The following is a 23931-nucleotide window of genomic DNA, read 5'->3' on the forward strand; positions in this document are numbered from 1 at the left end:
AATGGTTACTTTCCACACCAATCACGGCGATATTGTCATCAAAACTTTTGACGATAAAGCACCTGAAACAGTTAAAAACTTCCTGGACTACTGCCGCGAAGGTTTTTACAACAACACCATTTTCCACCGTGTTATCAACGGCTTTATGATTCAGGGCGGCGGTTTTGAACCGGGCATGAAACAAAAAGCCACCAAAGAACCGATCAAAAACGAAGCCAACAACGGCCTGAAAAATACCCGTGGTACGCTGGCAATGGCACGTACTCAGGCTCCGCACTCTGCAACTGCACAGTTCTTCATCAACGTGGTTGATAACGACTTCCTGAACTTCTCTGGCGAAAGCCTGCAAGGTTGGGGCTACTGCGTGTTTGCTGAAGTGGTTGACGGCATGGACGTGGTAGACAAAATCAAAGGTGTTGCAACCGGTCGTAGCGGTATGCACCAGGACGTGCCAAAAGAAGACGTTATCATTGAAAGCGTGACCGTTAGCGAGTAATCGTGGCGACACTCTTTATTGCAGATCTTCATCTCTGCGTGGAAGAACCGGCGATCACCGCCGGTTTTCTGCGTTTTTTAGCGGGGGAAGCCCGCAAGGCCGACGCGCTGTATATTCTTGGCGATCTGTTTGAAGCATGGATTGGCGACGACGATCCCAACCCACTCCATCGCCAGATGGCGGCAGCGATCAAAGCGGTGTCCGATTCCGGCGTTCCCTGTTATTTCATTCATGGCAACCGTGATTTTCTGCTCGGCAAACGCTTTGCCCGTGAAAGCGGCATGACATTATTGCCGGAAGAAAAGGTGCTCGAACTTTATGGTCGCCGGGTGTTGATTATGCATGGCGACACGCTGTGCACCGATGACGCGGGTTATCAGGCTTTTCGCGCCAAAGTCCACAAACCCTGGCTGCAAACGCTATTCCTCGCCCTGCCGTTGTTTGTGCGCAAACGCATTGCCGCGCGAATGCGAGCGAACAGTAAAGAAGCCAACAGCAGTAAATCGCTGGCGATCATGGACGTTAACCAAAACGCGGTAGTCAGTGCGATGGAAAAACATCAGGTGCAATGGCTGATCCACGGGCATACCCATCGCCCGGCGGTACATGAACTTATCGCCAACCAGCAACCTGCTTTTCGCGTGGTACTCGGTGCCTGGCATACAGAAGGTTCGATGGTGAAAGTCACGGCGGATGACGTTGAGCTGATTCATTTTCCGTTTTAAAAAACCCGCAACTTTGCTGATTTCACAGCCACGCAACCGTTTTCCTTGCTCTCTTTCCGTGCTATTCTCTGTGCCCTCTAAAGCCGAGAGTTGTGCACCACAGGAGTTTTAAGACGCATGTCTTCCCGCAATAATCCGGCGCGTGTCGCCATCGTGATGGGGTCCAAAAGCGACTGGGCTACCATGCAGTTCGCCGCCGAAATCTTCGAAATCCTGAATGTCCCGCACCACGTTGAAGTGGTTTCTGCTCACCGCACCCCCGATAAACTGTTCAGCTTCGCCGAAAGCGCCGAAGAGAACGGTTATCAGGTGATTATTGCGGGCGCAGGCGGCGCAGCGCATCTGCCAGGCATGATTGCCGCCAAAACGCTGGTGCCGGTGCTGGGCGTGCCAGTACAGAGCGCCGCACTGAGCGGTGTCGATAGCCTCTACTCCATCGTACAAATGCCGCGCGGCATTCCGGTGGGTACGCTGGCGATTGGTAAAGCTGGCGCGGCAAACGCGGCGTTACTGGCAGCACAAATTCTTGCGACTCATGATAAAGAACTGCACCAGCGTCTGAATGACTGGCGCAAAGCCCAGACCGACGAAGTGCTGGAAAACCCGGACCCGCGAGGTGCGGCATGAAACAGGTTTGCGTCCTCGGTAACGGGCAGTTAGGCCGTATGCTGCGTCAGGCAGGCGAACCGTTAGGCATTGCTGTCTGGCCAGTCGGGCTGGACGCTGAACCGGCGGCGGTGCCTTTTCAACAAAGCGTGATTACCGCTGAGATCGAACGCTGGCCGGAAACCGCATTAACCCGCGAGCTGGCGCGCCATCCGGCCTTTGTGAACCGCGATGTGTTCCCGATTATTGCTGACCGTCTGACTCAGAAGCAGCTTTTCGATAAGCTCCACCTGCCGACTGCACCGTGGCAGTTACTTGCCGAACGCAGCGAGTGGCCTGCGGTGTTTGATCGTTTAGGTGAGCTGGCGATTGTTAAGCGTCGCACTGGTGGCTATGACGGTCGCGGTCAATGGCGTTTACGCGCCGATGAAACCGAGCAGTTACCGGCTGAATGCTACGGCGAATGTATTGTCGAGCAGGGCATAAACTTCTCTGGTGAAGTGTCGCTGGTTGGCGCGCGCGGCTTTGATGGCAGTACCGTGTTTTATCCGCTGACGCATAACCTGCATCAGGACGGTATTTTGCGCACCAGCGTCGCTTTCCCGCAGGCCAATGCGCAGCAGCAAGCGCAAGCCGAAGAGATGCTTTCGGCGATTATGCAGGAGCTGGGCTATGTGGGCGTGATGGCGATGGAGTGTTTTGTCACCCCGCAAGGTCTGTTGATCAACGAACTGGCACCGCGTGTGCATAACAGCGGTCACTGGACACAAAACGGTGCCAGCATCAGCCAGTTTGAGCTGCATCTGCGGGCGATTACCGATCTGCCGTTACCGCAACCAGTGGTGAATAATCCGTCGGTGATGATCAATCTGATTGGTAGCGATGCGAATTATGACTGGCTGAAATTGCCGCTGGTGCATCTGCACTGGTACGACAAAGAAGTCCGTCCGGGGCGTAAAGTGGGGCATCTGAATTTGACCGACAGCGACACATCGCGTCTGACTGCGACGCTGGAAGCCTTAATCCCGCTGCTGCCGCCGGAATATGCCAGCGGCGTGATTTGGGCGCAGAGTAAGTTCGGTTAACCTGGTGCTCATTTGATTGCCGGATGCGGCGTGAACGCCTTATCCGGCCTACACCGATCCGGTACCCATTGTAGGCCTGATAAGACGCGTCAAGCGTCGCATCAGGCATGGTGCACCGATTGCTGGATGCTCTCATCACTACAGCGAAATACAGGTCCCCGCTTCGCCCGCCAGCGTCTCTTCAATTCGCAATAACGCCCCAATCCACGCGGGTTTACCACGGCTTCTGACATAACCACTCACCGCCGTTACCTTCGGCCCCATCGAACCATCGGCTTTGGCAAATGGCGCTAACTCATCCGGTGTGGCATGGCTAATGGCGCGTTGCTGCGGCGTTCCCCAGTTTTCATATACCGCATCAGCATCAGTGAGGATCACCAGCCCATCGGCGTTAATCTGCTCAGCGAGCAACGCAGCAGCGAGATCTTTATCAATCACCGCTTCACTCCCTGCCCCATCTTCCGTCACAGGCACACCGCCGCCGCCACTGCAAATCACCACATGCCCCTCTTTGAGCAACAACTCGATGGCTTCGCTGTCGAGAATTTTACGCGGTTGCGGAGACGCCACCACCCGGCGCAAATATTTACCATCACGTTTCATCTGCCAGCCGTAAGCTGCTTCCAGTGCCTCTTGTTCTTCTGGCTGATAGACCGGACCGATAAACTTCTCTGGCTGCAAAAACGCCGGATCATCAGGCGAAACTTCAATGCGCGTCAGCACCGTCGTGACAGGCGGCATCTGCGGCTGTGCGCTCAAACTCTGCGCCAGCATATAGCCAATCATCCCCTGACTTTCTGCCACCAGCACATCCAGCGGATACGGTTCCACTTCTTTCCACGCCAGATTCTGTAACGCCAGCAGCCCCACCTGCGGCCCGTTGCCGTGAACAATCGCCAGCCGATAAGAACGGGCCAGGCGCGCCAGCGCAGGTACAGCACTGGCGATATTGCGATATTGATTTTCTGCCGTCAGCGCCTCACCGCGCTGAAGCAAGGCATTGCCCCCAAGAGCTACAACCAGTGTTTTCATGGTTTTCCTTGTAATAATTGTTGACCAAGCCAGAACCCCAGCAGTGTATCTGCCCCTGACGTATGCCCCAGCGCCAGCAGCGAATCAATCGCAACAGCGGTACGTTTCGGGCAACTCAGAGCATGAACAAAGTGCAGGAGTGGCGAGGCGAAATATCCTTGCGCGGCATAACGTAAATAACTGACGCTCACCGCTGTGGTAACGAGTTGCAGATTGTCGGAACAGGCAAAAAACTGGCGACCGGAGCGCGCATCTAAAGCGCCATAATACCAGGCCGCCAGCAGCATTCCGCTCAGCGTGTCATCATGACTCGGCGTTAATCCGGGGCCTTTACCCAGCCAGTGCCGCCAGTCGGTCTTAACGCCATTGAGCGCGGCCTGAAAACAGTGACGAAACTGGCGTAACTCAGCAGGCAGCGGATCGCTTGCCGCCAACGCCAGTGGCCCGAAAAGCCCGGTTTCCTCCGCGCGTTGCATCCATGCAGCTGCAAGTGGTTGAGGATGCGCAGGCGGCGTAATACGCAGCAAACAATAACGCTGTGGCTGTTTAACCGTGAAACGCCCGAGGCGAATCCCTTGAGCCACAACCTGTGGTCGTTCATTGCCGCATAATCCACCGCATAACGCATCGAATTGCGCACGGCGAAGCATCCATCCTCCGGGGCCGAAACCACTACCCTGACGATGCAGCGTTAACAGTTCGCCGCTTTCCGTCATCAGGTTAATCGCCCGTCGCCACACTCCCGCTAACCGCCAGGACTGGCGATAATTCGGTGCACTACGGCTGGCAAGCAGAGGATGGATGATCGTCATTGCGCGTTCCTCAACCAATCCCCATGCTTTCAGCCAGTGCTTCCAGCGCCTGTTCAAAACACGCCAGCGGTGCCCGCACAGTGCCTGCGCCAATCTGCCCGATCCCCGCCTCTTTATGGGCGATACCGGTATTGATGAGTGGCGTAATGCCGGTTTCTACCACGCGACGAATGTCCAGTCCCAGGCACGCGCCCTGAAAATCCCAGCCTGGGATCTGCAACTGCATATTGCGCTCAAGGTAAATTTCCGCCATCTCTTCAGATACCGCTCTGGCCGCTTCCATGCCACCCGCACCGACAAAGCGCGTTACGCCAGGCGCTGCGATCATTGCCGCACCTCCGATACCAAAGGTTTCGGTAATCGCGCTATCGCCCATATCCGGGTTCGCCTGCTCCTGCGAGAAGCCGGTGAAAAACAGACCTTGCGGAGTGTTTACAGGCGCAGTAAACCAGCGTTCGCCCAGCCCGCTTACCCGAATCCCGAACATATTGCCGTTGCGGGTCATTGCCGTGACGATGCTGCCTGCGCGGATCATCGCGCCAGCATCCATCGCCGCCTTGCAGTAAGCCATCGCGAGGTTGAGGAAGAACTGATCGGTCACGCTGAGGAAATCCATCACTTCGGCGATGTGCTGTTTATCATGATCGAGGCGAGCAATTTGTGGGGCCAGCGCACGCATTAACAGTGCAGAGGAAGCAATATTGCGTTGATGGAACTCATCGCCCATCGTAATGCCCTGCGCCATCATCGCCGTGAGATCGATACCGCGCTCCATGCGCCCCAGCGCCGCGCTTAATACTGGCATTAACACATCGCGCATCCAGCGATGGCGAGTCAGGACATCTTCGCCGTAAGCGCCAAAACGCATCACTTTGCCGATACCTTCGTTGAGGTTGCAGTACGCCCGGTTGCCGTCGGTCACGTTCTCAACCACCAGCATCGGCATACTGGCAGAAGTAATACCGCCCATTGGACCGACGGCATTCACATGGTGACAAGGAATGAAGTTCACTTCCCCCTGCTCCAGTATTGCCAGCGCCTGCGCTTCATCTTTCGCCCAGCCTTCGAACAGACATGCGCCCACGCACGCCCCTTTCATGGGTCCGGTCATCTCCTGCCAGCGCATTGGCGGCCCGGCGTGAAGCAGTGTTTTGCCCTCGTTTAGTTCGCTGATAAGTGAAGAAGCCGGTTGCACATCCAGCCAGTGTGGACGAGCGCGACGAATTTGTTCGATAACCGCAGCATTGGCTTGCGCCACTGATGTAAACATGGGAACCCCTTATTGCAAACGTTCTAATAAACGAGCCAGTTTTTTATTGCCGCCGGCGACTGGCGACCATTGGTAATGCACAACCGGTTTGCTGGCGCTTTGTAGCTCCAGCGCAAAGCTGCGTAATCCGATGTTAATCACGGCGACGTTTTCCAGTAATGACGGTGTGTGTTGCTGAGTGGCAGGCGAAAGCGGACGAATCAGTGCCGCCGCCAGCAAGGTGGCTTCCGGCAGCGAACTCACTACCGCGATCCCTGCATCTTCCAGCGTGGCGATTTGCTGCGAGCGGCATTGCGGGTCACGTTCAGTGCCTGTCACCGTGGCAATGGCATACAGTGGTTGATTGTCTGAACGCGCGGCACATGCTTTTTGTCAGGCGCTTACCAGCGAGGCGGCAGGATCGGCGGTCGCACCGAAGCCAATCACGACATCAAGCAGCAATACGCGCACTTGCGGTTTAGCGCCGAGATCGGCAATTAACTGATTGCGTAAGGCTGGGTCGATCATCGGATGGGGACGCCCGACGGTGTAGAAATCATCGCCGAGGTCAATAATCTGGTGACCATCGGCGTCGAGCATCATGCCGTGATGATGGGTATCGTCGGCTTCCACGCCAAGGTGTCCAGCAAGTAATCCCGCCGCTTCGGCAGCCAGGGTACCGCCGGTATACAAACCGCAAATAAATCCGCTGCTGGCAGGCGTTATCGCGTTACGTCGCGCCGTAACGCGTGAAAGCAGGCAAGCCAGGCGTGCGGCCTCATCCAGCGAGGAGGCAAACCAGACATTCTCGTCGCGGGCCACCGCCGGGGTATAACCTAAAAACAGCGCCACCGTCGGTTTGCCGGTTGCTTTCATGGCATTAACAATTTTCAGACGCACAGCTTCGGCAGGCGGTTTTGAAACAAATGCCAGCACTTCGCTTTTCTCGTCTGCACTGAGCATTTCCAGCGCCGTCAGCGCACTGATGCCGCCCACTTCACGGCTGAGGTCGCGCCCGCCAAGGCCAATCGCGTGAGTAATTCCCTCCCCTGCCAGCGCAATCTGCGAACACAGTTCCTGAATCCCGGTACCGGAAGCGCCAATGACGCCAATATTGCCTTCCGGCATCACGTTAGCAAAAGCCAGCGGCGTGCCGGCAATCATCGACGTACCGCAGTCCGGCCCCATCACCAGCAAGCCTTTTTCCCGCGCGCGGCTTTTAAGTTGGATTTCATCTTCCAGCGTGACGTTATCGGAGAACATCATCACGTTGAGGTTGCGATCCAGCGCCTGGTTCGCCAGCTCCGCCGCATACTCGCCAGCCACTGAAATCAGCGCCAGACTGGCGTCGGGTAATTTCTGACAGGCACTGTCCCAGCGACGCACCTGCGTCAAGGCCTGGCTGCTGCCTGACCCCTGCGCCAGTTGTTTTAGCGCCTCTTCAAGCTGCTGCATAATCGCCTGCGCGATCCCCGCATCCGCCGCTTCGCTACGAATTGCCACGCAAATATCGTTCGGCGTGGCGTCATTAAAATCGTCATGCCAGAAACCTGTGGTATCTAATAACGCTTTATTGGCGGGCGTACCCATCATTACGGAAACATCATCAACATTTTCTGATTCGCTGAGTTTTCGTGAAATAATCATTAAACTGACCGAATCCTGAAAACACCCTTTTTTAATAAAGGCGTGGATCATAACAACTCCTTAAAAATTGCACCCATGGCAATTGCACGAGCAGTGTTAATGTGGCGATTACGGTATCGATGACAACGGGTAAATAAGGTGATGAATATCACACAGGGATTATTAACAAAAGAATTCAAATAACCGCCATGCTATTACGTGTTATTTTTTAATAAGCGTGGTTGTTTTAAAAACCAGGTTAAAAGAGAGCGGATTATCAAATAAATTCTAACTATATTTTTTTGCCTGTCTGGATCACATAATCCAGATATTTTCCCTGTATGTTAATTGCAGTCATGCTTCACACCGTCGTTAAAAAGGAAGACAGATGAAAATCAGTCGGGAAACACTCCACCAGCTAATCGAGAATAAACTCTGCCAGGCTGGGTTAAAACGTGAGCACGCTGCAACCGTGGCTGAAGTATTGGTTTACGCCGATGCCAGAGGGATCCACTCTCATGGCGCGGTGCGCGTTGAATACTACGCAGAACGCATTTCAAAAGGCGGCACCAACCGCGAACCGGAGTTTCGTCTTGAAGAAACCGGGCCGTGCTCGGCAATTTTACATGCCGACAATGCCGCCGGACAGGTCGCGGCGAAAATGGGTATGGAACATGCCATCAAAACCGCCCAGCAAAAAGGCGTTGCGGTGGTCGGTATCAGCCGGATGGGTCACAGCGGCGCAATCTCTTATTTTGTGCAGCAGGCAGCCCGCGCTGGATTAATTGGCATTTCGATGTGCCAGTCCGATCCAATGGTGGTGCCGTTTGGCGGCGCGGAAATTTACTACGGTACTAACCCATTGGCCTTTGCCGCGCCGGGAGAAGGCGACGAGGTCCTTACCTTTGATATGGCGACTACCGTACAGGCATGGGGAAAAGTGCTCGACGCCCGCTCGCGTAATATGTCTATTCCGGATACCTGGGCGGTCGATAAAAACGGTGCACCAACAACCGATCCGTTCGCGGTACATGCTCTGCTCCCCGCCGCCGGGCCGAAAGGGTATGGCCTGATGATGATGATTGACGTCCTCTCAGGCGTCTTATTCGGCTTACCGTTCGGGCGACAGGTTAGTTCGATGTATGACGATTTACACGCCGGGCGTAATTTGGGGCAATTACATGTAGTTATTAACCCGAACTTTTTCTCCTCCAGCGAATTATTCCGTCAACATCTTAGCCAGACCATGCGCGAATTAAATGCCATTACCCCCGCGCCCGGTTTTAATCAGGTTTATTATCCCGGACAGGATCAGGATATTAAACAACGCAAAGCCGCCGTCGAAGGCATCGAAATTGTTGATGATATTTACCAGTATTTAATTTCCGACGCGCTTTATAACACGTCATACGAAACGAAAAATCCCTTTGCGCAATAATTATTGAGACAGGACTTTCTTATGATTACACATTTTCGTCAAGCCATAGAAGAAACGCTACCCTGGCTTTCCTCATTTGGCGCTGACCCAGCGGGTGGGATGACCCGTTTACTTTATTCGCCGGAATGGCTGGAAACCCAGCAGCAATTTAAAAAAAGAATGGCAGCAAGCGGGCTGGAAACACGTTTCGATGAAGTGGGGAATTTATACGGTCGCCTGAATGGCACCGAATATCCACAGGAAGTGGTTCTGAGCGGTTCGCATATCGATACCGTGGTTAACGGCGGTAACCTCGACGGGCAATTCGGCGCGCTGGCGGCGTGGCTGGCAATTGACTGGCTGAAAACGCAATACGGCGCGCCGTTACGTACGGTTGAAGTGGTGGCGATGGCGGAAGAAGAAGGCAGCCGCTTCCCGTATGTTTTCTGGGGCAGTAAAAATATCTTTGGGCTGGCGAATCCTGACGACGTGCGGAATATCTGTGATGCCAAAGGAAATAGTTTTGTCGATGCGATGAAGGCTTGCGGATTTACTCTGCCGGACGCCCCGCTAACTCCGCGTCAGGATATTAAAGCCTTTGTCGAACTGCATATCGAACAGGGCTGTGTGCTGGAAAGTAATGGGCAATCAATTGGCGTGGTGAATGCAATTGTCGGGCAACGTCGCTATACGGTGACGCTGAACGGCGAATCAAACCATGCAGGCACCACGCCGATGGGTTACCGTCGTGATACAGTTTACGCTTTCAGTCGCATTTGCCATCAGTCGATCGAAAAAGCGAAAAAGATGGGCGACCCGCTGGTGCTGACCTTTGGTAAGGTGGAGCCGCGCCCGAATACGGTGAATGTGGTGCCGGGTAAAACCACATTCACCATTGATTGTCGTCATACCGACGCCGCCGTGCTGCGCGATTTCACTCAGCAGTTAGAAAACGACATGCGGGCGATTTGCGATGAAATGGACATTGGTATTGATATCGATTTATGGATGGACGAAGAACCCGTGCCGATGAATAAGGACCTGGTCGCCACCCTGACAGAATTGTGTGAAAGCGAAAAACTGAATTACCGGGTGATGCACAGTGGTGCCGGGCACGACGCGCAAATTTTCGCGCCTCGCGTACCAACCTGCATGATTTTCATTCCCCGCATCAATGGGATCAGCCATAACCCGGCGGAACGCACCAATATTACCGACCTTGCCGAAGGGGTCAAAACGTTGGCACTCATGCTTTATCAACTTGCCTGGCAGAAATAAGGAGTCATAAATGGGATATTTAAATAACGTCACCGGTTACCGCGATGATTTACTGGCTAACCGTGCGATTGTTAAACACGGTAATTTCGCACTGTTAACACCAGACGGTCTGGTAAAAAATATTATTCCGGGCTTTGAAAATTGTGACGCGACAATCCTCTCCACGCCAAAGCTGGGTGCCTCTTTTGTTGATTATCTGGTCACACTGCATCAAAACGGTGGCAACCAACAGGGCTTCGGTGGCGAAGGCATTGAAACGTTCCTGTATGTGATCTCTGGAAATATCACTGCCAAAGCCGAAGGCAAAACATTTGCCTTAAGCGAAGGTGGCTATCTTTATTGCCCGCCAGGCTCCTTAATGACGTTTGTTAACGCCCATGCCGAAGACAGCCAAATCTTTTTATATAAGCGCCGCTATGTTCCAATAGAAGGCCATGCACCGTGGCTGGTTTCTGGCAATGCCAGCGAACTGGAACGCATTCATTATGAAGGCATGGACGATGTTATTCTGCTGGATTTTCTGCCCAAAGAGTTAGGTTTTGATATGAACATGCATATCCTCTCTTTTGCACCAGGTGCCAGCCACGGTTATATCGAAACACACGTTCAGGAACACGGTGCCTATATTCTTTCCGGTCAGGGGGTTTATAACCTCGACAATAACTGGATCCCGGTGAAAAAAGGCGATTACATCTTTATGGGCGCTTATTCTTTACAGGCTGGTTATGGTGTAGGGCGTGGTGAAGCGTTCAGCTATATTTACTCGAAAGATTGTAACCGCGACGTAGAGATTTAAGTCATACCACTCGCCTGATTATTTTTAGCTATGTTGGATTTTGCCACGGTTTATACCGTGGCTTTTTTTGTAACATTGCCTGATGCGCTTCGCTTATCAGGCCTACATGATCTCTGCAATATATAGAATTTGCGCGATTTTCAGGAAGGATATGGTACTCATGCCGCATCCGGCATGAGTACTGCACTCTTATGCGATATAAATCGCATCCGCTTTAAAGGTAAGGGTCAGTTTTTAATTCCCTGACCTATTTTAATGGCGCAGGCAATATTTCGCGCGCTGTTGAAGAGATTGGTTTCACCGCTGGCGAGCACTTCGGCTAAAGGTGCCAGACGAGGCAAAATGCTGAATACCGCGTCAATGCCGTACTGGTGCACCACTTCCACGCCATCACCCAATACGCCAGCAATCCCAATCACCGGTACATTAAACTGCTTCGCCACCGACGCCACACCCAGCGGCGCTTTACCGCCTGCCGTTTGCGAGTCGATGCGCCCTTCCCCGGTAATCACCAGTGCTGCGCCCTGCACTGCCTGCGCAAGATTGACCGCATTCAACACAATCTCAATACCTGGTTTAATATCCGCATTGAGAAATACCGCCGCCGCAATACCCATACCGCCCGCAGCGCCGCCGCCCGCCATCTGGCAGACGTTGATTTCAGTTTGCTGTTGTAAAACACGGGCGTAATTTTGCAGCCCCTGTTCCAGCTCTTCGACCATTTCCGGCGTTGCCCCTTTTTGCGGGCCAAACACCGCCGCCGCGCCGCGTGCCCCTACCAGCGGGTTATCAACGTCACATGCTACTTCAATATGGCAATTCGCCAGACGCGGATCGCATTCATCCATCTCAATGCTTGCCACGCGCGCTAAATTACCGCCGTTAGCCACCAGCACCTGACCGTCGGCATCAAGGAAACGCACACCGAGCGCCTGCGCCATGCCCATACCGCCGTCGACCGTCGCACTGCCGCCAATGCCGAGAATAATATGGCGAATGCCGTTATCCAGCGCATGACGAATTAACTCCCCCGTACCAAAACTGGAGGCCAGCAACGGATTACGCTTTTCAGGCGCGACCAGCATCAGGCCACTTGCCGCTGCCATCTCAATCACCGCCGTTTTCCCGTCGCCGGTAAGGCCATAAAAAGCATTCACTGTTTCGCCCATCGGCCCGCAGACTTCAAGCGTCACGATGTTGCCGCCCGTCGCGGCGACCATCGCATCCACCGTTCCTTCGCCGCCATCCGCTATCGGCAAACAGATATAGTGCGCATCGGGAAAGAGGGTCGAAAACCCGGCTTTAATTGCCTGGCAACATTTTTCTGCACTTAAGCTCTCTTTAAAAGAGTCTGGCGCAATGACAATCTTCATTATCAATCCTTTTTCAACAAATTATTCGATGCGTTCCCACGGAATAAGGTTATCCATAAGAACAGCCAGTAAAATCCCGACCAATAAGCCGTTACTGAGCAGAGGACGAAGCGTTAATGGAAGGTCTTGCAGATACACAGGCGGTAATGCCATTAAAAATATGCCGACAAATAACGGCAATGCGAGTCGATAAATATTGCGAGCGGTAAACGTTATTTGCTGGCTAAACACCAGCGCGGAAAAGAGTAAAGGCAGATAAGAAACCAGCATGACCGCACTACTCACGGGTAAAGGGATACTGCAAAACAGTCGCGTGAGTGCCGGAACCAGCGCCACCAGCAGGCAAATAACGCTGCCATAAATAAACGAACGCCGCGTGTAATCGCCAGTCTGGGTTAATAAACCAATGGATGAAACAAACGGTGAAAATGGAATTACTGCCAGCGGCACGGTTATCAGTGTCATAAATCCGGTCGCCACAAAGCTACGACGATAACGCGTATTCCCCGCGCCCTGCTGCGGATAAAAAACATCCGTGCCCCGAATCGCACCGTAGGTATTGCTGATATTCACCAGACCTGTAATCACCGCCGTCAGAATAATCCCCGGCGACAAAGCACCGTCACTGCCGAGCGGGAACCACTGCCAGTGCAACTCACCGGAGAGCGAATGCGAAGAAGGAAAGCAAAAGAACCACAACAACCAGCCGGTTATCGTACCGACCAGCAGACCATAACGGGCAAAACGTTGCGGCAGGAAAATAATCATCGCCAGTACCAGGCACATCACCGCCACCGAGAGCGCGAACGGCGGTAACTGAATTTTAAAATTCGGGTCGGCTATGCCAAACGGCAGCCCGAGCATACCTTTGAAAAAGATAGTGGTCAGCTGCGCGCCCAGCATCAACATAAACAAGACCATCACCGACGGCGTAAATAACCGTGCCAGGCGATGGCCTAATCCGCTAAAACCAATCAACATCGTCAACACGCCGGAGAGTGCAATCCCCACCGCCAGACTGGTAGCGATATCGTTGATCGGTGTCCCGCGCGATGCTTCGCCAAGGGTGATAGTTAGGATGGTTCCCCATCACAGGCCCCCCGGCCCTTCCATAATAGCGCGACGATGACCGCAAAACGCCTGAGCGAAGCAGGCCAGTGCGGTAGCAAGAAAAGCATATTGCGTGAGCGTAAGCAGGCTACTTTGCGGCAACTGAAAAGCAGAAAGTAGCGTAGGAGGAACCACAACCGTGTTGCAAAAAATAAAGAAAAACCACTGAAATCCTGATAACAGGCTTTCGCGGCTAACTGCAAAATTGAACATAAACACACCTTAACCGGAGAATGCCCGCCGCAAGGACGGGCATTGCAGGGGCCAGATTACTGCTGATGTTTAAGGATAAATTGACCTTTCGGCGCAACAGGGAAGCCCTGTTCAATGTCGTAAATCACATCACCACGTAAGATGGTTTTCGTGATACGCGCGCCAATGGTACGGCCAACATACGGGCTGACTTTGTGGCGATATTCCAGATCGTCATTGGTAAGAACATAGCTGCTATTCGGCTGAATGAAGACGAAGTCGGCATCTTTTCCTGGGGCGATACGGCCTTTTTGCTGCAGACCGAAAATATCTGCTGCGTTAGTCGCCATTAATTTGCCGAACATTGGCAGAGACATTCCGCGTTTCTGTACCGCTTCATCGAACATCACGTCCATACAGTTTTGCAGACCGGCAATACCGCCCCATGCTTCCATGATGTTGCCGGCTTTCATTTCCGGAGGGCATGGTGAGTGGTCGGAAACCAGGCAGTCGATTTCACCGTTAAACAGTTTTTCCCACATGCCTTTCTGGTTTTCCAGATCGCGGATCGGCGGTGAACACTTCGCCAGAGTACCGATTTCTTCGAACTGATCGGTATCCAGTACAAAGTAATGCGGGCAGGATTCACAAGTAACGTCCTGACCTTCCTGACGTGCACGAGTCACTTCTTCAACGCCTTCCGGGCTGCTGATATGGCAAACGTGCAGACGGCAACCGGCAACTTTCGCCAGATACAGCACGCGGCGAATCGCTTCCACTTCGGTAAATACCGGACGCGAAGCCACATAGTCATGGGCAGTTACGCGACCTTCACGTTTCGCTTCTTCGCCCAGTGCGTCACAGATCAGCGCGTTTTCGCAGTGCACCAGCACCGGCTGCCCCAGTTCGCCCAGCTTCTGCGCACCTTTGAAGAACTGCCAGTCGTTTACATCACGGAAGTCGTTGTCGATACCGCGATCGCCACAGGTCGCAACGAAGCATTTGAAGCCGACAACGCCCACTTCATCCAGCTCATGCAGACGGTCGATGTTGTAAGACACCAGGCCACCGAGTTGTGCCGCATCGATAGTTAGCTTGCCTTTAGCGGCATCGAACTTCAGTTCAATTGAAGCGCGGTCAACCGTTGCAGGCAGCTGGTTGAGCGGCATTTCGATCATGGTGGTGATACCACCTTTTGCCGCTGCGCGAGTACCGGTTTCATAACCTTCCCAGTGGCTACGACCCGGTTCAGAAATATGGGTGTGCGCATCAACCATGCCCGGCGAAACCACCAGACCAGACGCATCCATAACTTCTTTTGCATCGCCCAGATCCTGACCGATAGCAGCAATTTTTCCGCCTTTAACGGCGATATCTACAACGCGAGCTTCGTTTTCTAAAATAACGGTGCCGTTTTTAATGATTAAATCAAAAGACATAACAAACTCCTTGTAAAATACAGATTGGTTTTTTAACTCAATGTTCAATATCGGGATTAATTAACCTGTGACTTTTTGTTCTCCTGTTTTTTCTGCTGCTGTACGTTTTTTTAATAACGCGTAGGCAGCGAATGCGACAATAACGCCGACAAACCATGAAACGCGTGATAAAGGCTCCATGAACGGAATAAATTTACCACCGAGAGATAAAATAACGGCGACCAAAGTTACTGAGAACGCGGTAAGGTTAAAGCCGTTATCGTAATATTTGAAATCGCCTGCTGCGGTATACAGTTCATCAAGATTAATTTGTCCACGCATCACCACAAAATAATGCGCCATCATGACACCAATTACCGGACCCAGCATCCCGCCGATGATATCGAGGAACAGATAAATACTGTCCTGATTTTCCATTAATTTCCACGGGCAGATCAGCAGGCTGATAATACTGGCAATCAGTACGCCGTTTTTATAGGTCAGTTTTGTCGGTAATGACTCCAACTTATTGATAGTGTTTTATGTTCAGATAATGCCCGATGACTTTGTCATGCAGCTCCACCGATTTTGAGAACGACAGCGACTTCCGTCCCAGCCGTGCCAGGTGCTGCCTCAGATTCAGGTTATGCCGCTCAATTCGCTGCGTATATCGCTTGCTGATTACGTGCAGCTTTCCCTTCAGGCGGGATTCATACAGCGGCCAGCCATCCGTCATCCATATCACCACGTCAAAGGGTGACAGCAGGCTCATAAGACGCCCCAGCGTCGCCATAGTGCGTTCACCGAATACGTGCGCAACAACCGTCTTCCGGAGCCTGTCATACGCGTAAAACAGCCAGCGCTGGCGCGATTTAGCCCCGACATAGCCCCACTGTTCGTCCATTTCCGCGCAGACGATGACGTCACTGCCCGGCTGTATGCGCGAGGTTACCGACTGCGGCCTGAGTTTTTTAAGTGACGTAAAATCGTGTTGAGGCCAACGCCCATAATGCGGGCTGTTGCCCGGCATCCAACGCCATTCATGGCCATATCAATGATTTTCTGGTGCGTACCGGGTTGAGAAGCGGTGTAAGTGAACTGCAGTTGCCATGTTTTACGGCAGTGAGAGCAGAGATAGCGCTGATGTCCGGCGGTGCTTTTGCCGTTACGCACCACCCCGTCAGTAGCTGAACAGGAGGGACAGCTGATAGAAACAGAAGCCACTGGAGCACCTCAAAAACACCATCATACACTAAATCAGTAAGTTGGCAGCATCACCGTTTTGTCGGTGCAATGGCGGCAATCTGATAACCGGCCGGAATAATATTACCGGTGGCGTTAGTGGAAATGGTCGTCATCAGAATAACCAGTACCGCAAAGAACGAGGCAAACAGGCTGTCCCAACGCTGAACAATATCCAGCACGTTCCATGTGTCAGCGCCGTAGTGAATACTGGCTCCGGCAATAATACATACCCCGGCGACCGCAAACAGAATATAAGCTACGACCAAACCCAGCGTTTGCCCCAGCGCTTGCTCACGAAACGAGTGGGCGTTTTGCGTAAAGTCGGATGCGCTCACCGCCGGTGCCGCCCAGACCGCAACTACCGCGTTTATCACCACCAGGAACAGGAAGCCACTGTTTTCTGCTTTCTGAATACCGCTCGGAATGTAGTCAAAGATTGGACCGATCCCGACCAGCGAAATCGCCCAAATCGCCATACCGCCGAAAACGATATAGATGCACGGGTTAAGAATGGCAGTGAATTTATTTAAAACTTTGCCACCGCCAAAACCAATACCAACGTTGACCAGCCAGAAGAGTAAGAAAGTAATTAAGCCCGGTAGAGAAAGCCCTAACAGCGTGAAATCACCACCGAGAGTTAAAAATCCCGGCCAGATTTTGCCAATCAGAATCAAGCAGGCCAGTGACCCCGCATAACATTGCAGGCCAAACCACATAATGGCAGCAATACCGCCTCTTAATAATCCGGGAAACAGTGCGCCACGTACGCCGTAAGAAGCACGCAGGATCATGGCAAACGGTACGCCGTATTTACTGCCCGCAGCGCCGTTTAATACCATTACCGCGGCAATGAAAAAGGCGCTGAGGATAATTGCCAGCATAATACTAAAGGTAGACAAGCCGAGAATAAAAAAGCCGCCGACCATCACATAATTGGGAACGTTATGAACCGAACCCATCCATAAGGTAAAATAGTTAAATGTTTTCCAGGTCCGCTGGCTTTGCGTTTTCGGCAATAGATCTTCGCTATAGCCGCGTTGCTGGAATAGTTTTCTCTGATGTTCCATAAATCCCTCTTAATTTCACGTATCGAATAACGTTGTTTTAATCTAGCTATGAGGAACAAATAAAATAAAAATATTATTTTTAATGCTGAAGCAACATCTTTGGCTGCTTTCTTTTTTTAATATTGCTGGCCGATTCATTTGCTGATATCGGCCATTTTTATTGCGGGCATCAGGCCAGTTTATGATTCGCCATTAATTCCAGCGCCTGCACTAACGCAGAGTGATCCAACTGGCTGCCACCGTTTGCCGCACAGGTATTAAATAGCTCCTGGCAGGTCGCAGTGTTTGGCAGGTTCAGCGCTAGCGCTTTCGCACTTTGCAGTGCCAGGTTGAGATCTTTCTGGTGCAGCGCAATTTTGAAACCTGGATTAAAGGTGCGTTTAATCATGCGCTCACCGTGAACTTCCAGAATACGTGAGGAAGCAAAGCCGCCCATCAGCGCCTGGCGCACACGTACCGGATCTGCACCGGCTTTTGAAGCAAACAGCAGGGCTTCAGAAACCGCTTCAATATTGAGCGCCACAATAATCTGATTTGCCACTTTGCAGGTTTGACCGTCGCCGTTACCGCCCACGAGGGTGATATTTTTACCGAGCAGTTCAAACAGCGGTTTCACGCGTTCAAATACCGCTTCGTCACCGCCAACCATAATTGACAACGTCCCTTCACGCGCGCCGATTTCACCGCCGGAGACTGGCGCATCGAGATAATCGCCACCCAGTTCATTCACCTGACGAGCGAAACGTTTAGTTTCAATCGGGGAAATGGAGCTCATATCAACAATGGTTTTGCCCTTCAGCGAGGCTTTGGTACAACCATTTTCACCGAACAGAACTTCTTCAACCTGTGGTGTATCTGGCACCATAATAAAAATGATGTCCGATGCTTCCGTTACCTGGCGAGCAGTTTCAACACTGACGGCACCCAGTGACAGTAATTCATCAGCAACCGGTCCAATGGTCGTGACATGTAATTGATGACCGGCACGCGCCAGATTAATGGCCATCGGTGTACCCATAATGCCTAAGCCAATAAATCCCAGTTTCATAATTAACCTCTTTTAAATTGTGCTTTTCCTGGATTCAGACAACACGATCCCCTGCCAACTTAGCGGCCTAAAAAAGCATTGCCTGAACAGCGTTACGTTTTAACGGTACGGATCCATCCAGCGTAACCCGGCTTCCGTGGTGGTTTGGGGTTTATATTCACAACCAACCCAACCGTTGTAGTCAGAATTTTCGATTACCTTAAAGAGATAATCATAATTAATTTCTCCGGTCCCCGGTTCGCCGCGATGCGGATTATCGGCAATTTGCAGGTGACCAATTTTATCAGCCCATTGCGTCATAGTGTTGGTTAATTCACCTTCCATCCGCTGCATGTGATAAATGTCATACTGAATTTTCAAATTGCAGCAACCAACATCATCAATCAATTTCAGCGCCTGCCGAGTTCCGGTGAGATGGAAACCAGGAATATCAAAATGGTTAATAGGTTCAATCAGTAATAAAATATCTTCTTTCATCAGCATATTCGCGGCATAACGCAGGTTTTCTACAAGCGTTGCGTGAATCTGTTCACTGCTGAAACCAGCCGGCGTTTTACCGACCAGACAGTTAATTTTTTTATTACCCAGCGCACGGGCATAACGAATCGCTGCTGCTACGCCATCCCGAAACTCTTCTTCACGGCCAGGAATACAGGCAATACCGCGCTCGCCCGCCGCCCAGTCACCTGCCGGTAAATTGTGCAGCGTATGTTCGAGTTTATTACTCGCCAGTACCTGTTTTAATTCTTCAATGTCGTAGTCATAAGGAAACATAAATTCAACGCCGCGAAAACCACACTGCGCAGCTTTCTCAAAACGGGCGAAAAAATCATATTCACCAAATAACATCGATAAATTAGCAGAGAAACGTAACATTATTTATCTCCCTTATTCATAGTGCATGAAGCAGGTTTCAGTCGGTGCGTCCGCTGCGTTATCGGCGATATCTTCAAATTCCATGACGTTATCCAGTTCGCTGCCCATCGAAATATTGGTCACACGCTCGAGAATAACTTCCACGACTACCGGTACCCGATATTGCGCCATTAAGGCTTTCGCCTGTTCAAAGGCTGGCGCAATATCTTCCGGTTTGAAGACGCGAATCGCTTTACAACCTAAACCTTCCGCTACTTTTACGTGGTCGACGCCGTAACCGTTCACTTCGCTGGAGTTGATATTCTCGAAAGCGAGTTGCACGCAGTAGTCCATATCAAACGCGCGCTGCGACTGGCGAATCAGCCCCAGATAAGCGTTGTTGACCAGCACATGGATGTACGGAATGTTGAACTGCGCGCCAACAGCTAACTCTTCAATCAGGAACTGGAAGTCAAAGTCGCCAGAAATCGCCACCACATTGCGTTTCGGATCAGCGGCACAAACCCCTAGCGCAGCCGGAATCGTCCAGCCTAACGGACCAGCCTGACCACAGTTGATCCAGTGGCGGTCTTTAAAGACATGCAGCATTTGTGCCGCAGCGATTTGTGACAGACCAATGGTGGTGACATAACAAACATCGCGACCAAAGGCTTTGTTCATCTCTTCATACACGCGCTGCGGTTTCACCGGCACGTTGTCGAAGTGGGTTTTGCGCAGCAAAGTGCGTTTACGCTGCTGGCAGTCGGCGACCCATTCTTTACGACACGGCAGACGACCCGCTTTTTGCATCTCCTGCGCCACTTCAACCAGCAGTGTCAGCGCCGCTTTAGCATCAGAGACAATACCGAGATCCGGACACAGCACGCGACCAATTTGCGTCGGCTCAATATCAATATGAACGATTTTGCGCCCTTCGGTGTATTTCTCTACCGAGCCGGTATGACGGTTAGCAAAACGGTTACCGATACCAAACACCATGTCAGACGCCAGCAGCGTTGCGTTACCGTAACGATGCGCGGTTTGCAGACCCACCATCCCGGCCATCAGTTCATGATCGTCCGGGATACAGCCCCAGCCCATTAGCGTTGGGATCACCGGAACGCTGGTCAGTTCAGCAAACTGTTGTAACAGTGCAGCTGCGTCAGCATTAATTACCCCGCCCCCGGCAACAATCACCGGACGTTCGGCCTGGATTAACATTTCTACAGCTTTTTCGATCTGCATACGGCTGGCAGCAGGTTTGTAGACCGGCAGCGGTTCGTACATGTCAGGATCAAACTCGATTTCCGCAACCTGAACGTCGAACGGTAAATCCACCAGTACCGGACCCGGACGACCAGAACGCATCAGGTGAAATGCCTGTTGCAGCACGCGAGGCACCAGCGCCGCTTCACGAACTGTAACCGCCATTTTGCTGACCGGTTTAGCAATTGCTTCAATATCTACGGCCTGAAAATCTTCTTTATGCAGACGGGCGCGCGGTGCCTGGCCGGTAATGCACAGAATAGGAATGGAATCAGCAGAAGCGGAATAGAGCGCGGTGATCATGTCCGTGCCCGCAGGACCGGAAGTCCCCAGACATACGCCGATATTCCCTGCCGTTGCGCGGGTATAACCTTCCGCCATGTGCGAAGCACCTTCCACATGACGCGCCAGAATGTGACGAATACCGCCGTGCTTACGCATCGCTGAGTAGAACGGATTGATTGCAGCTCCCGGAACACCGAAGGCGGTAGTGATACCTTCTTTCTCCAGCACATACATTGCCGCGTCAACGGCTCTCATTTTTGCCATTTTATTCCTACCTCTATTTATTGGAAAATTTTTCCAACTTTCAAATTTTGTCAAAAAAACCCGCTCCGCAGAGCGGGATGCGACAGACATTATGGATGTGCTTTCAGTCCCAACGCCGTGCTGATATCGCGGGCGGTGTCTCTGACCAGCTCACCCTGACTGACAAAACGATCTTCTGTCAGTCTTGATGAAGGCCCGGAGATGGAGATAGCGGCAACAACACTACCGACATCATCGTAAATTGCTGAAGCTATGCAATTCAGACCTACAACATGCTCTTCTTTATCTACGGTATAGCCCAGTTCACGCGCTTGTTCCAGGTCCTTCAGCAAGGTGGGCATATCCACAAGCGTAGTTGGCGTAAACTGCTGCAAACCGGTTTGCAGAATGATGCTCATCAACTCCTCTTCCGCCAGCGGATAAAGCAGCGCTTTGCCCGCACCGGAAGCATGCAGTGGCAGACGACTGCCCAGTGGCGCACACATCCTGACCATCGATTTACACTCTAACTGACCAATTAATACCGCTTCATTGCCGTTACGGATCGCGACATTGACCGTTTCGCCGGAAAGTAACATCAGGCGGCGCATAAACGGCCCGGCGACGGAGAGGACATCGCGGTTATGGATGTACGCCGCACCGACGTTAAAGACACCTAATCCTATATGCCACCAGCCTAATTGACTGTCCTGATAGACAAAATCCGCTGCCTGTAAAACCTTCAGCAAGCGAAAGGTCGTGGAGAGCGGCAAATCCAGATTGAGAGAAATATCGCTAACCGACGAACTTCCCCCACTTTTTTCCAAATATTGCAGAATCGCAATTCCCCGCTCTAACGCCTGTGCGCCCTTCTGTGCCACAGGCTCCGCCTGTCCTGGCCTGCCGCGCCGTCTAACTTCCGTCATACCTACGTTAACTCCGACCTACAAGTGAGCATAAACAATGAACAATTAGTTTATCTTATGCAAGTCGGTTGCAGGCGTCACGCAAAACAGAGTTCCTGTTCAGGAATACTTTCAACATCACAGTTGTCACTGCCGCCGCGATCGATGGTCAGAAAATCGGTGACGCGCTGCCAGGCGAAAAGTGGGTGATGCCAGACGTTACGATGGTAATTCACCCCCTGTTCACCGTTGGTGATAAACGCCCGCAGCGTTGACAGGTCTGGTTTGTCGTCACCTAACGCCACGACCACCACAAACACCTCACCTTTCATCGGGATAAAGGCCTGAGTACCCAGCGGATGACGTTCGAGTTCGTGAATGGTCAGCGGCAGATTCACCGGTTGCGCGCGGTTAATGCTGATAAGCGTACGGTCTTGCTCAAGAATCTCAACCAGCGCCAAATCGTGGTAACGCTCCACCAGGCCATTGTTAATATGGAAAAAATCCCGTTGCTGCGTTTCGATTACGTCGCCATAAGCACTAAAGGCTTCCTGACTTAACGGTAATACCTGAAGTTTCATCTTTTTGTCCTTGTAACATAATTCCGTTCAACCACCGCCGACCGGTCAGCTTGGTTTCAATAACAGGCAATCTAAAACCTTAAGAGAACAACATCAATACAAAAGTTGGAATATTTTTCCAAAACTAGATTTAGTCCACAAATTGAACAGGGTTATCATGTAAAAATACTGATAAATCAGAGGATAAGAAAATCACGCAACTTGCGGATTTAAAAGGGGATACCTGAAGATGTTCGATCCAGAAACCTTGCGGACTTTCATTGCGGTTGCTGAAACAGGAAGTTTTTCAAAAGCGGCAGAACGATTATGTAAAACCACGGCGACGATCAGTTATCGCATTAAACTTCTGGAAGAGAATACCGGAGTAGCGCTGTTTTTCCGTACGACTCGCAGCGTGACGTTGACAGCGGCTGGCGAGCATCTACTTTCCCAGGCCAGAGACTGGCTGAGCTGGCTGGAAAGTATGCCAAGCGAGCTGCAACAGGTGAATGATGGCGTGGAACGCCAGGTGAATATTGTCATCAACAACCTGCTCTACAACCCCCAGGCCGTCGCCCAGTTGCTGGCGTGGCTGAATGAGCGTTACCCCTTTACCCAGTTTCACATCTCCCGACAAATCTATATGGGCGTCTGGGACTCGCTATTGTACGAAGGTTTTTCGCTGGCTATCGGCGTCACGGGAACTGAGGCGCTGGCAAATACCTTTAGTCTTGATCCCTTAGGATCGGTGCAATGGCGCTTTGTCATGGCGGCGGATCATCCGCTGGCGAACGTTGAAGAGCCGCTAACAGAAGCGCAGTTGCGGCGCTTTCCGGCGGTCAATATTGAAGACAGCGCCCGCACCTTAACCAAACGCGTCGCCTGGCGATTGCCAGGGCAAAAAGAGATTATTGTTCCCGATATGGAAACGAAAATCGCCGCCCATCTGGCGGGCGTTGGCATTGGTTTTTTGCCAAAATCGCTTTGCCAGTTAATGATCGATAATCAACAACTGGTCAGCCGGGTAATCCCAACGATGCGCCCTCCTTCGCCATTGAGTCTGGCATGGCGCAAATTTGGCAGCGGCAAAGCGGTAGAAGATATTGTGACCTTGTTTACCCAGCGCAGGCCGGAAATCAGCGGATTTTTAGAAATTTTCGGCAACCCACGCAGTTAAAAATCAAGTTTCCTTGCGCGTTGGCGCGTAAAATAGCGCGCAAGCTGATTTGAGGTTCACTTTTA

The 23931-nt window shown here is 52.0% G+C and carries 19 protein-coding genes and 4 pseudogenes; 8 read left to right on the top strand and 15 right to left on the bottom strand.

All coding sequences use genetic code 11. The features are described from left to right. Position 1 precedes the first annotated feature (1 nt). The 4 genes from ppiB to purK all read left to right on the top strand — a co-directional run bounded on the left by ppiB (position 2) and on the right by purK (position 2912). Complete coding sequence (gene ppiB / locus ACU8XX_RS17815; protein ID WP_000255997.1) at positions 2–496, top strand: peptidylprolyl isomerase B; 495 nt, start codon at positions 2–4, stop codon at positions 494–496. Between the two features lie 2 nt (positions 497–498). Beyond that, positions 499–1221 carry a UDP-2,3-diacylglucosamine diphosphatase gene (lpxH, locus tag ACU8XX_RS17820; RefSeq protein WP_000212253.1) on the top strand — a complete coding sequence of 241 codons (723 nt, stop codon included), beginning with the start codon at positions 499–501 and terminating at the stop codon, positions 1219–1221. A 117-nt stretch (positions 1222–1338) separates the two neighbouring features. Then, on the top strand, positions 1339–1848 hold the full coding sequence (purE, locus tag ACU8XX_RS17825; protein ID WP_001295318.1) for a 5-(carboxyamino)imidazole ribonucleotide mutase: 510 nt from the start codon (positions 1339–1341) through the stop codon (positions 1846–1848). After that, on the top strand, positions 1845–2912 hold the full coding sequence (gene purK, locus ACU8XX_RS17830; protein WP_000815566.1) for a 5-(carboxyamino)imidazole ribonucleotide synthase: 1068 nt from the start codon (positions 1845–1847) through the stop codon (positions 2910–2912). Before purE ends, purK begins: the two co-directional genes overlap by 4 nt. Positions 2913–3050: 138 nt before the next feature. Here purK and ACU8XX_RS17835 read toward each other — a convergent pair whose 3' ends face one another. The 4 genes and pseudogenes from ACU8XX_RS17835 to ACU8XX_RS17850 form a co-directional block, all read right to left on the bottom strand. Then, positions 3051–3944: a carbamate kinase gene (locus ACU8XX_RS17835; RefSeq protein WP_240765237.1), complete on the bottom strand. Its 894-nt coding sequence runs from the start codon at positions 3942–3944 to the stop codon at positions 3051–3053. Further along, positions 3941–4756: a DUF2877 domain-containing protein gene (locus ACU8XX_RS17840; RefSeq protein WP_001306952.1), complete on the bottom strand. Its 816-nt coding sequence runs from the start codon at positions 4754–4756 to the stop codon at positions 3941–3943. The genes ACU8XX_RS17835 and ACU8XX_RS17840 overlap by 4 nt, the downstream gene beginning before the upstream one ends. 10 nt (positions 4757–4766) lie before the next feature. Beyond that, a complete protein-coding gene (locus tag ACU8XX_RS17845) occupies positions 4767–6026 on the bottom strand; it encodes a YlbE family protein (protein ID WP_000495365.1) in 1260 nt (419 codons plus the stop codon). A 9-nt stretch (positions 6027–6035) separates the two neighbouring features. Then, positions 6036–7703, bottom strand: a pseudogene (locus tag ACU8XX_RS17850) (acyl-CoA synthetase FdrA). A gap of 316 nt (positions 7704–8019) precedes the next feature. Between ACU8XX_RS17850 and allD the strand changes: the two are divergent. The 3 genes from allD to allE are packed head-to-tail and all read left to right on the top strand — an operon-like array spanning position 8020 to position 11122. Then, positions 8020–9069, top strand: coding sequence for an ureidoglycolate dehydrogenase (gene allD / locus ACU8XX_RS17855; protein WP_032173864.1), 1050 nt, complete (start codon positions 8020–8022; stop codon positions 9067–9069). A gap of 21 nt (positions 9070–9090) precedes the next feature. Further along, positions 9091–10326, top strand: a complete 1236-nt coding sequence (gene allC, locus ACU8XX_RS17860) for an allantoate deiminase (protein ID WP_016241953.1) — start codon at positions 9091–9093, stop codon at positions 10324–10326. Between the two features lie 10 nt (positions 10327–10336). Beyond that, the gene (gene allE / locus ACU8XX_RS17865; RefSeq protein WP_000540943.1) at positions 10337–11122 is read left to right on the top strand and encodes a (S)-ureidoglycine aminohydrolase; all 786 of its coding nucleotides are present in this window, start codon (positions 10337–10339) and stop codon (positions 11120–11122) included. Positions 11123–11349: 227 nt separating this feature from the next. Here allE and glxK read toward each other — a convergent pair whose 3' ends face one another. The 11 genes and pseudogenes from glxK to allA form a co-directional block, all read right to left on the bottom strand. Beyond that, positions 11350–12495, bottom strand: coding sequence for a glycerate 3-kinase (gene glxK, locus ACU8XX_RS17870; protein ID WP_000706344.1), 1146 nt, complete (start codon positions 12493–12495; stop codon positions 11350–11352). A gap of 21 nt (positions 12496–12516) precedes the next feature. Next, positions 12517–13818, bottom strand: a pseudogene (locus ACU8XX_RS17875) (uracil/xanthine transporter). A 56-nt stretch (positions 13819–13874) separates the two neighbouring features. Further along, complete coding sequence (gene allB, locus ACU8XX_RS17880; protein WP_000006887.1) at positions 13875–15236, bottom strand: allantoinase AllB; 1362 nt, start codon at positions 15234–15236, stop codon at positions 13875–13877. A 60-nt stretch (positions 15237–15296) separates the two neighbouring features. After that, positions 15297–15728, bottom strand: a pseudogene (locus ACU8XX_RS17885) (cytosine permease); the annotation flags it as partial. Positions 15729–15741: 13 nt separating this feature from the next. Further along, positions 15742–16439, bottom strand: a protein-coding gene (locus ACU8XX_RS17890) for an IS1-like element IS1A family transposase (protein WP_103215986.1) whose coding sequence is annotated in 2 segments (ribosomal slippage) — positions 15742–16190 and positions 16190–16439 — 699 coding nt in all. Because the reading frame shifts where the segments join, the coding sequence is not laid out codon by codon here. A gap of 56 nt (positions 16440–16495) precedes the next feature. Continuing rightward, a pseudogene (locus tag ACU8XX_RS17895) lies at positions 16496–17527 on the bottom strand (cytosine permease); the annotation flags it as partial. Positions 17528–17696: 169 nt separating this feature from the next. Next, a complete protein-coding gene (gene glxR / locus ACU8XX_RS17900; protein ID WP_000765839.1) occupies positions 17697–18575 on the bottom strand; it encodes a 2-hydroxy-3-oxopropionate reductase in 879 nt (292 codons plus the stop codon). 99 nt (positions 18576–18674) lie between these two features. Further along, entirely contained in the window at positions 18675–19451 is a 777-nt protein-coding gene (hyi, locus tag ACU8XX_RS17905; protein ID WP_001514995.1) for a hydroxypyruvate isomerase, read from the bottom strand. Between the two features lie 12 nt (positions 19452–19463). Further along, on the bottom strand, positions 19464–21245 hold the full coding sequence (gene gcl / locus ACU8XX_RS17910; RefSeq protein ID WP_001096881.1) for a glyoxylate carboligase: 1782 nt from the start codon (positions 21243–21245) through the stop codon (positions 19464–19466). An 89-nt stretch (positions 21246–21334) separates the two neighbouring features. Beyond that, positions 21335–22150, bottom strand: coding sequence for an HTH-type transcriptional repressor AllR (gene allR, locus ACU8XX_RS17915; protein WP_000141275.1), 816 nt, complete (start codon positions 22148–22150; stop codon positions 21335–21337). A gap of 77 nt (positions 22151–22227) precedes the next feature. Beyond that, complete coding sequence (gene allA / locus ACU8XX_RS17920) at positions 22228–22710, bottom strand: ureidoglycolate lyase (protein WP_016241949.1); 483 nt, start codon at positions 22708–22710, stop codon at positions 22228–22230. Between the two features lie 229 nt (positions 22711–22939). Between allA and allS the strand changes: the two genes are divergently transcribed. Then, the gene (allS, locus tag ACU8XX_RS17925; protein WP_024233338.1) at positions 22940–23866 is read left to right on the top strand and encodes an HTH-type transcriptional activator AllS; all 927 of its coding nucleotides are present in this window, start codon (positions 22940–22942) and stop codon (positions 23864–23866) included. The last annotated feature ends 65 nt before the right edge of the window (positions 23867–23931 follow it).

This window comes from Escherichia sp. MAL-1 (assembly GCF_052948035.1).

Excerpts from the sequence above, each read along its gene's own strand:
- ppiB (WP_000255997.1), top strand. The coding sequence starts at position 2 with ATGGTTACTTTCCACACCAATCACGGCGATATTGTCATCAAAACTTTT.
- purE (WP_001295318.1), top strand. The coding sequence starts at position 1,339 with ATGTCTTCCCGCAATAATCCGGCGCGTGTCGCCATCGTGATGGGGTCC.
- purK (WP_000815566.1), top strand. The coding sequence starts at position 1,845 with ATGAAACAGGTTTGCGTCCTCGGTAACGGGCAGTTAGGCCGTATGCTG.
- ACU8XX_RS17835 (WP_240765237.1), bottom strand. The coding sequence starts at position 3,944 with ATGAAAACACTGGTTGTAGCTCTTGGGGGCAATGCCTTGCTTCAGCGC.
- ACU8XX_RS17840 (WP_001306952.1), bottom strand. The coding sequence starts at position 4,756 with ATGACGATCATCCATCCTCTGCTTGCCAGCCGTAGTGCACCGAATTAT.
- ACU8XX_RS17845 (WP_000495365.1), bottom strand. The coding sequence starts at position 6,026 with ATGTTTACATCAGTGGCGCAAGCCAATGCTGCGGTTATCGAACAAATT.
- allD (WP_032173864.1), top strand. The coding sequence starts at position 8,020 with ATGAAAATCAGTCGGGAAACACTCCACCAGCTAATCGAGAATAAACTC.
- allC (WP_016241953.1), top strand. The coding sequence starts at position 9,091 with ATGATTACACATTTTCGTCAAGCCATAGAAGAAACGCTACCCTGGCTT.
- allE (WP_000540943.1), top strand. The coding sequence starts at position 10,337 with ATGGGATATTTAAATAACGTCACCGGTTACCGCGATGATTTACTGGCT.
- glxK (WP_000706344.1), bottom strand. The coding sequence starts at position 12,495 with ATGAAGATTGTCATTGCGCCAGACTCTTTTAAAGAGAGCTTAAGTGCA.
- allB (WP_000006887.1), bottom strand. The coding sequence starts at position 15,236 with ATGTCTTTTGATTTAATCATTAAAAACGGCACCGTTATTTTAGAAAAC.
- glxR (WP_000765839.1), bottom strand. The coding sequence starts at position 18,575 with ATGAAACTGGGATTTATTGGCTTAGGCATTATGGGTACACCGATGGCC.
- hyi (WP_001514995.1), bottom strand. The coding sequence starts at position 19,451 with ATGTTACGTTTCTCTGCTAATTTATCGATGTTATTTGGTGAATATGAT.
- gcl (WP_001096881.1), bottom strand. The coding sequence starts at position 21,245 with ATGGCAAAAATGAGAGCCGTTGACGCGGCAATGTATGTGCTGGAGAAA.
- allR (WP_000141275.1), bottom strand. The coding sequence starts at position 22,150 with ATGACGGAAGTTAGACGGCGCGGCAGGCCAGGACAGGCGGAGCCTGTG.
- allA (WP_016241949.1), bottom strand. The coding sequence starts at position 22,710 with ATGAAACTTCAGGTATTACCGTTAAGTCAGGAAGCCTTTAGTGCTTAT.
- allS (WP_024233338.1), top strand. The coding sequence starts at position 22,940 with ATGTTCGATCCAGAAACCTTGCGGACTTTCATTGCGGTTGCTGAAACA.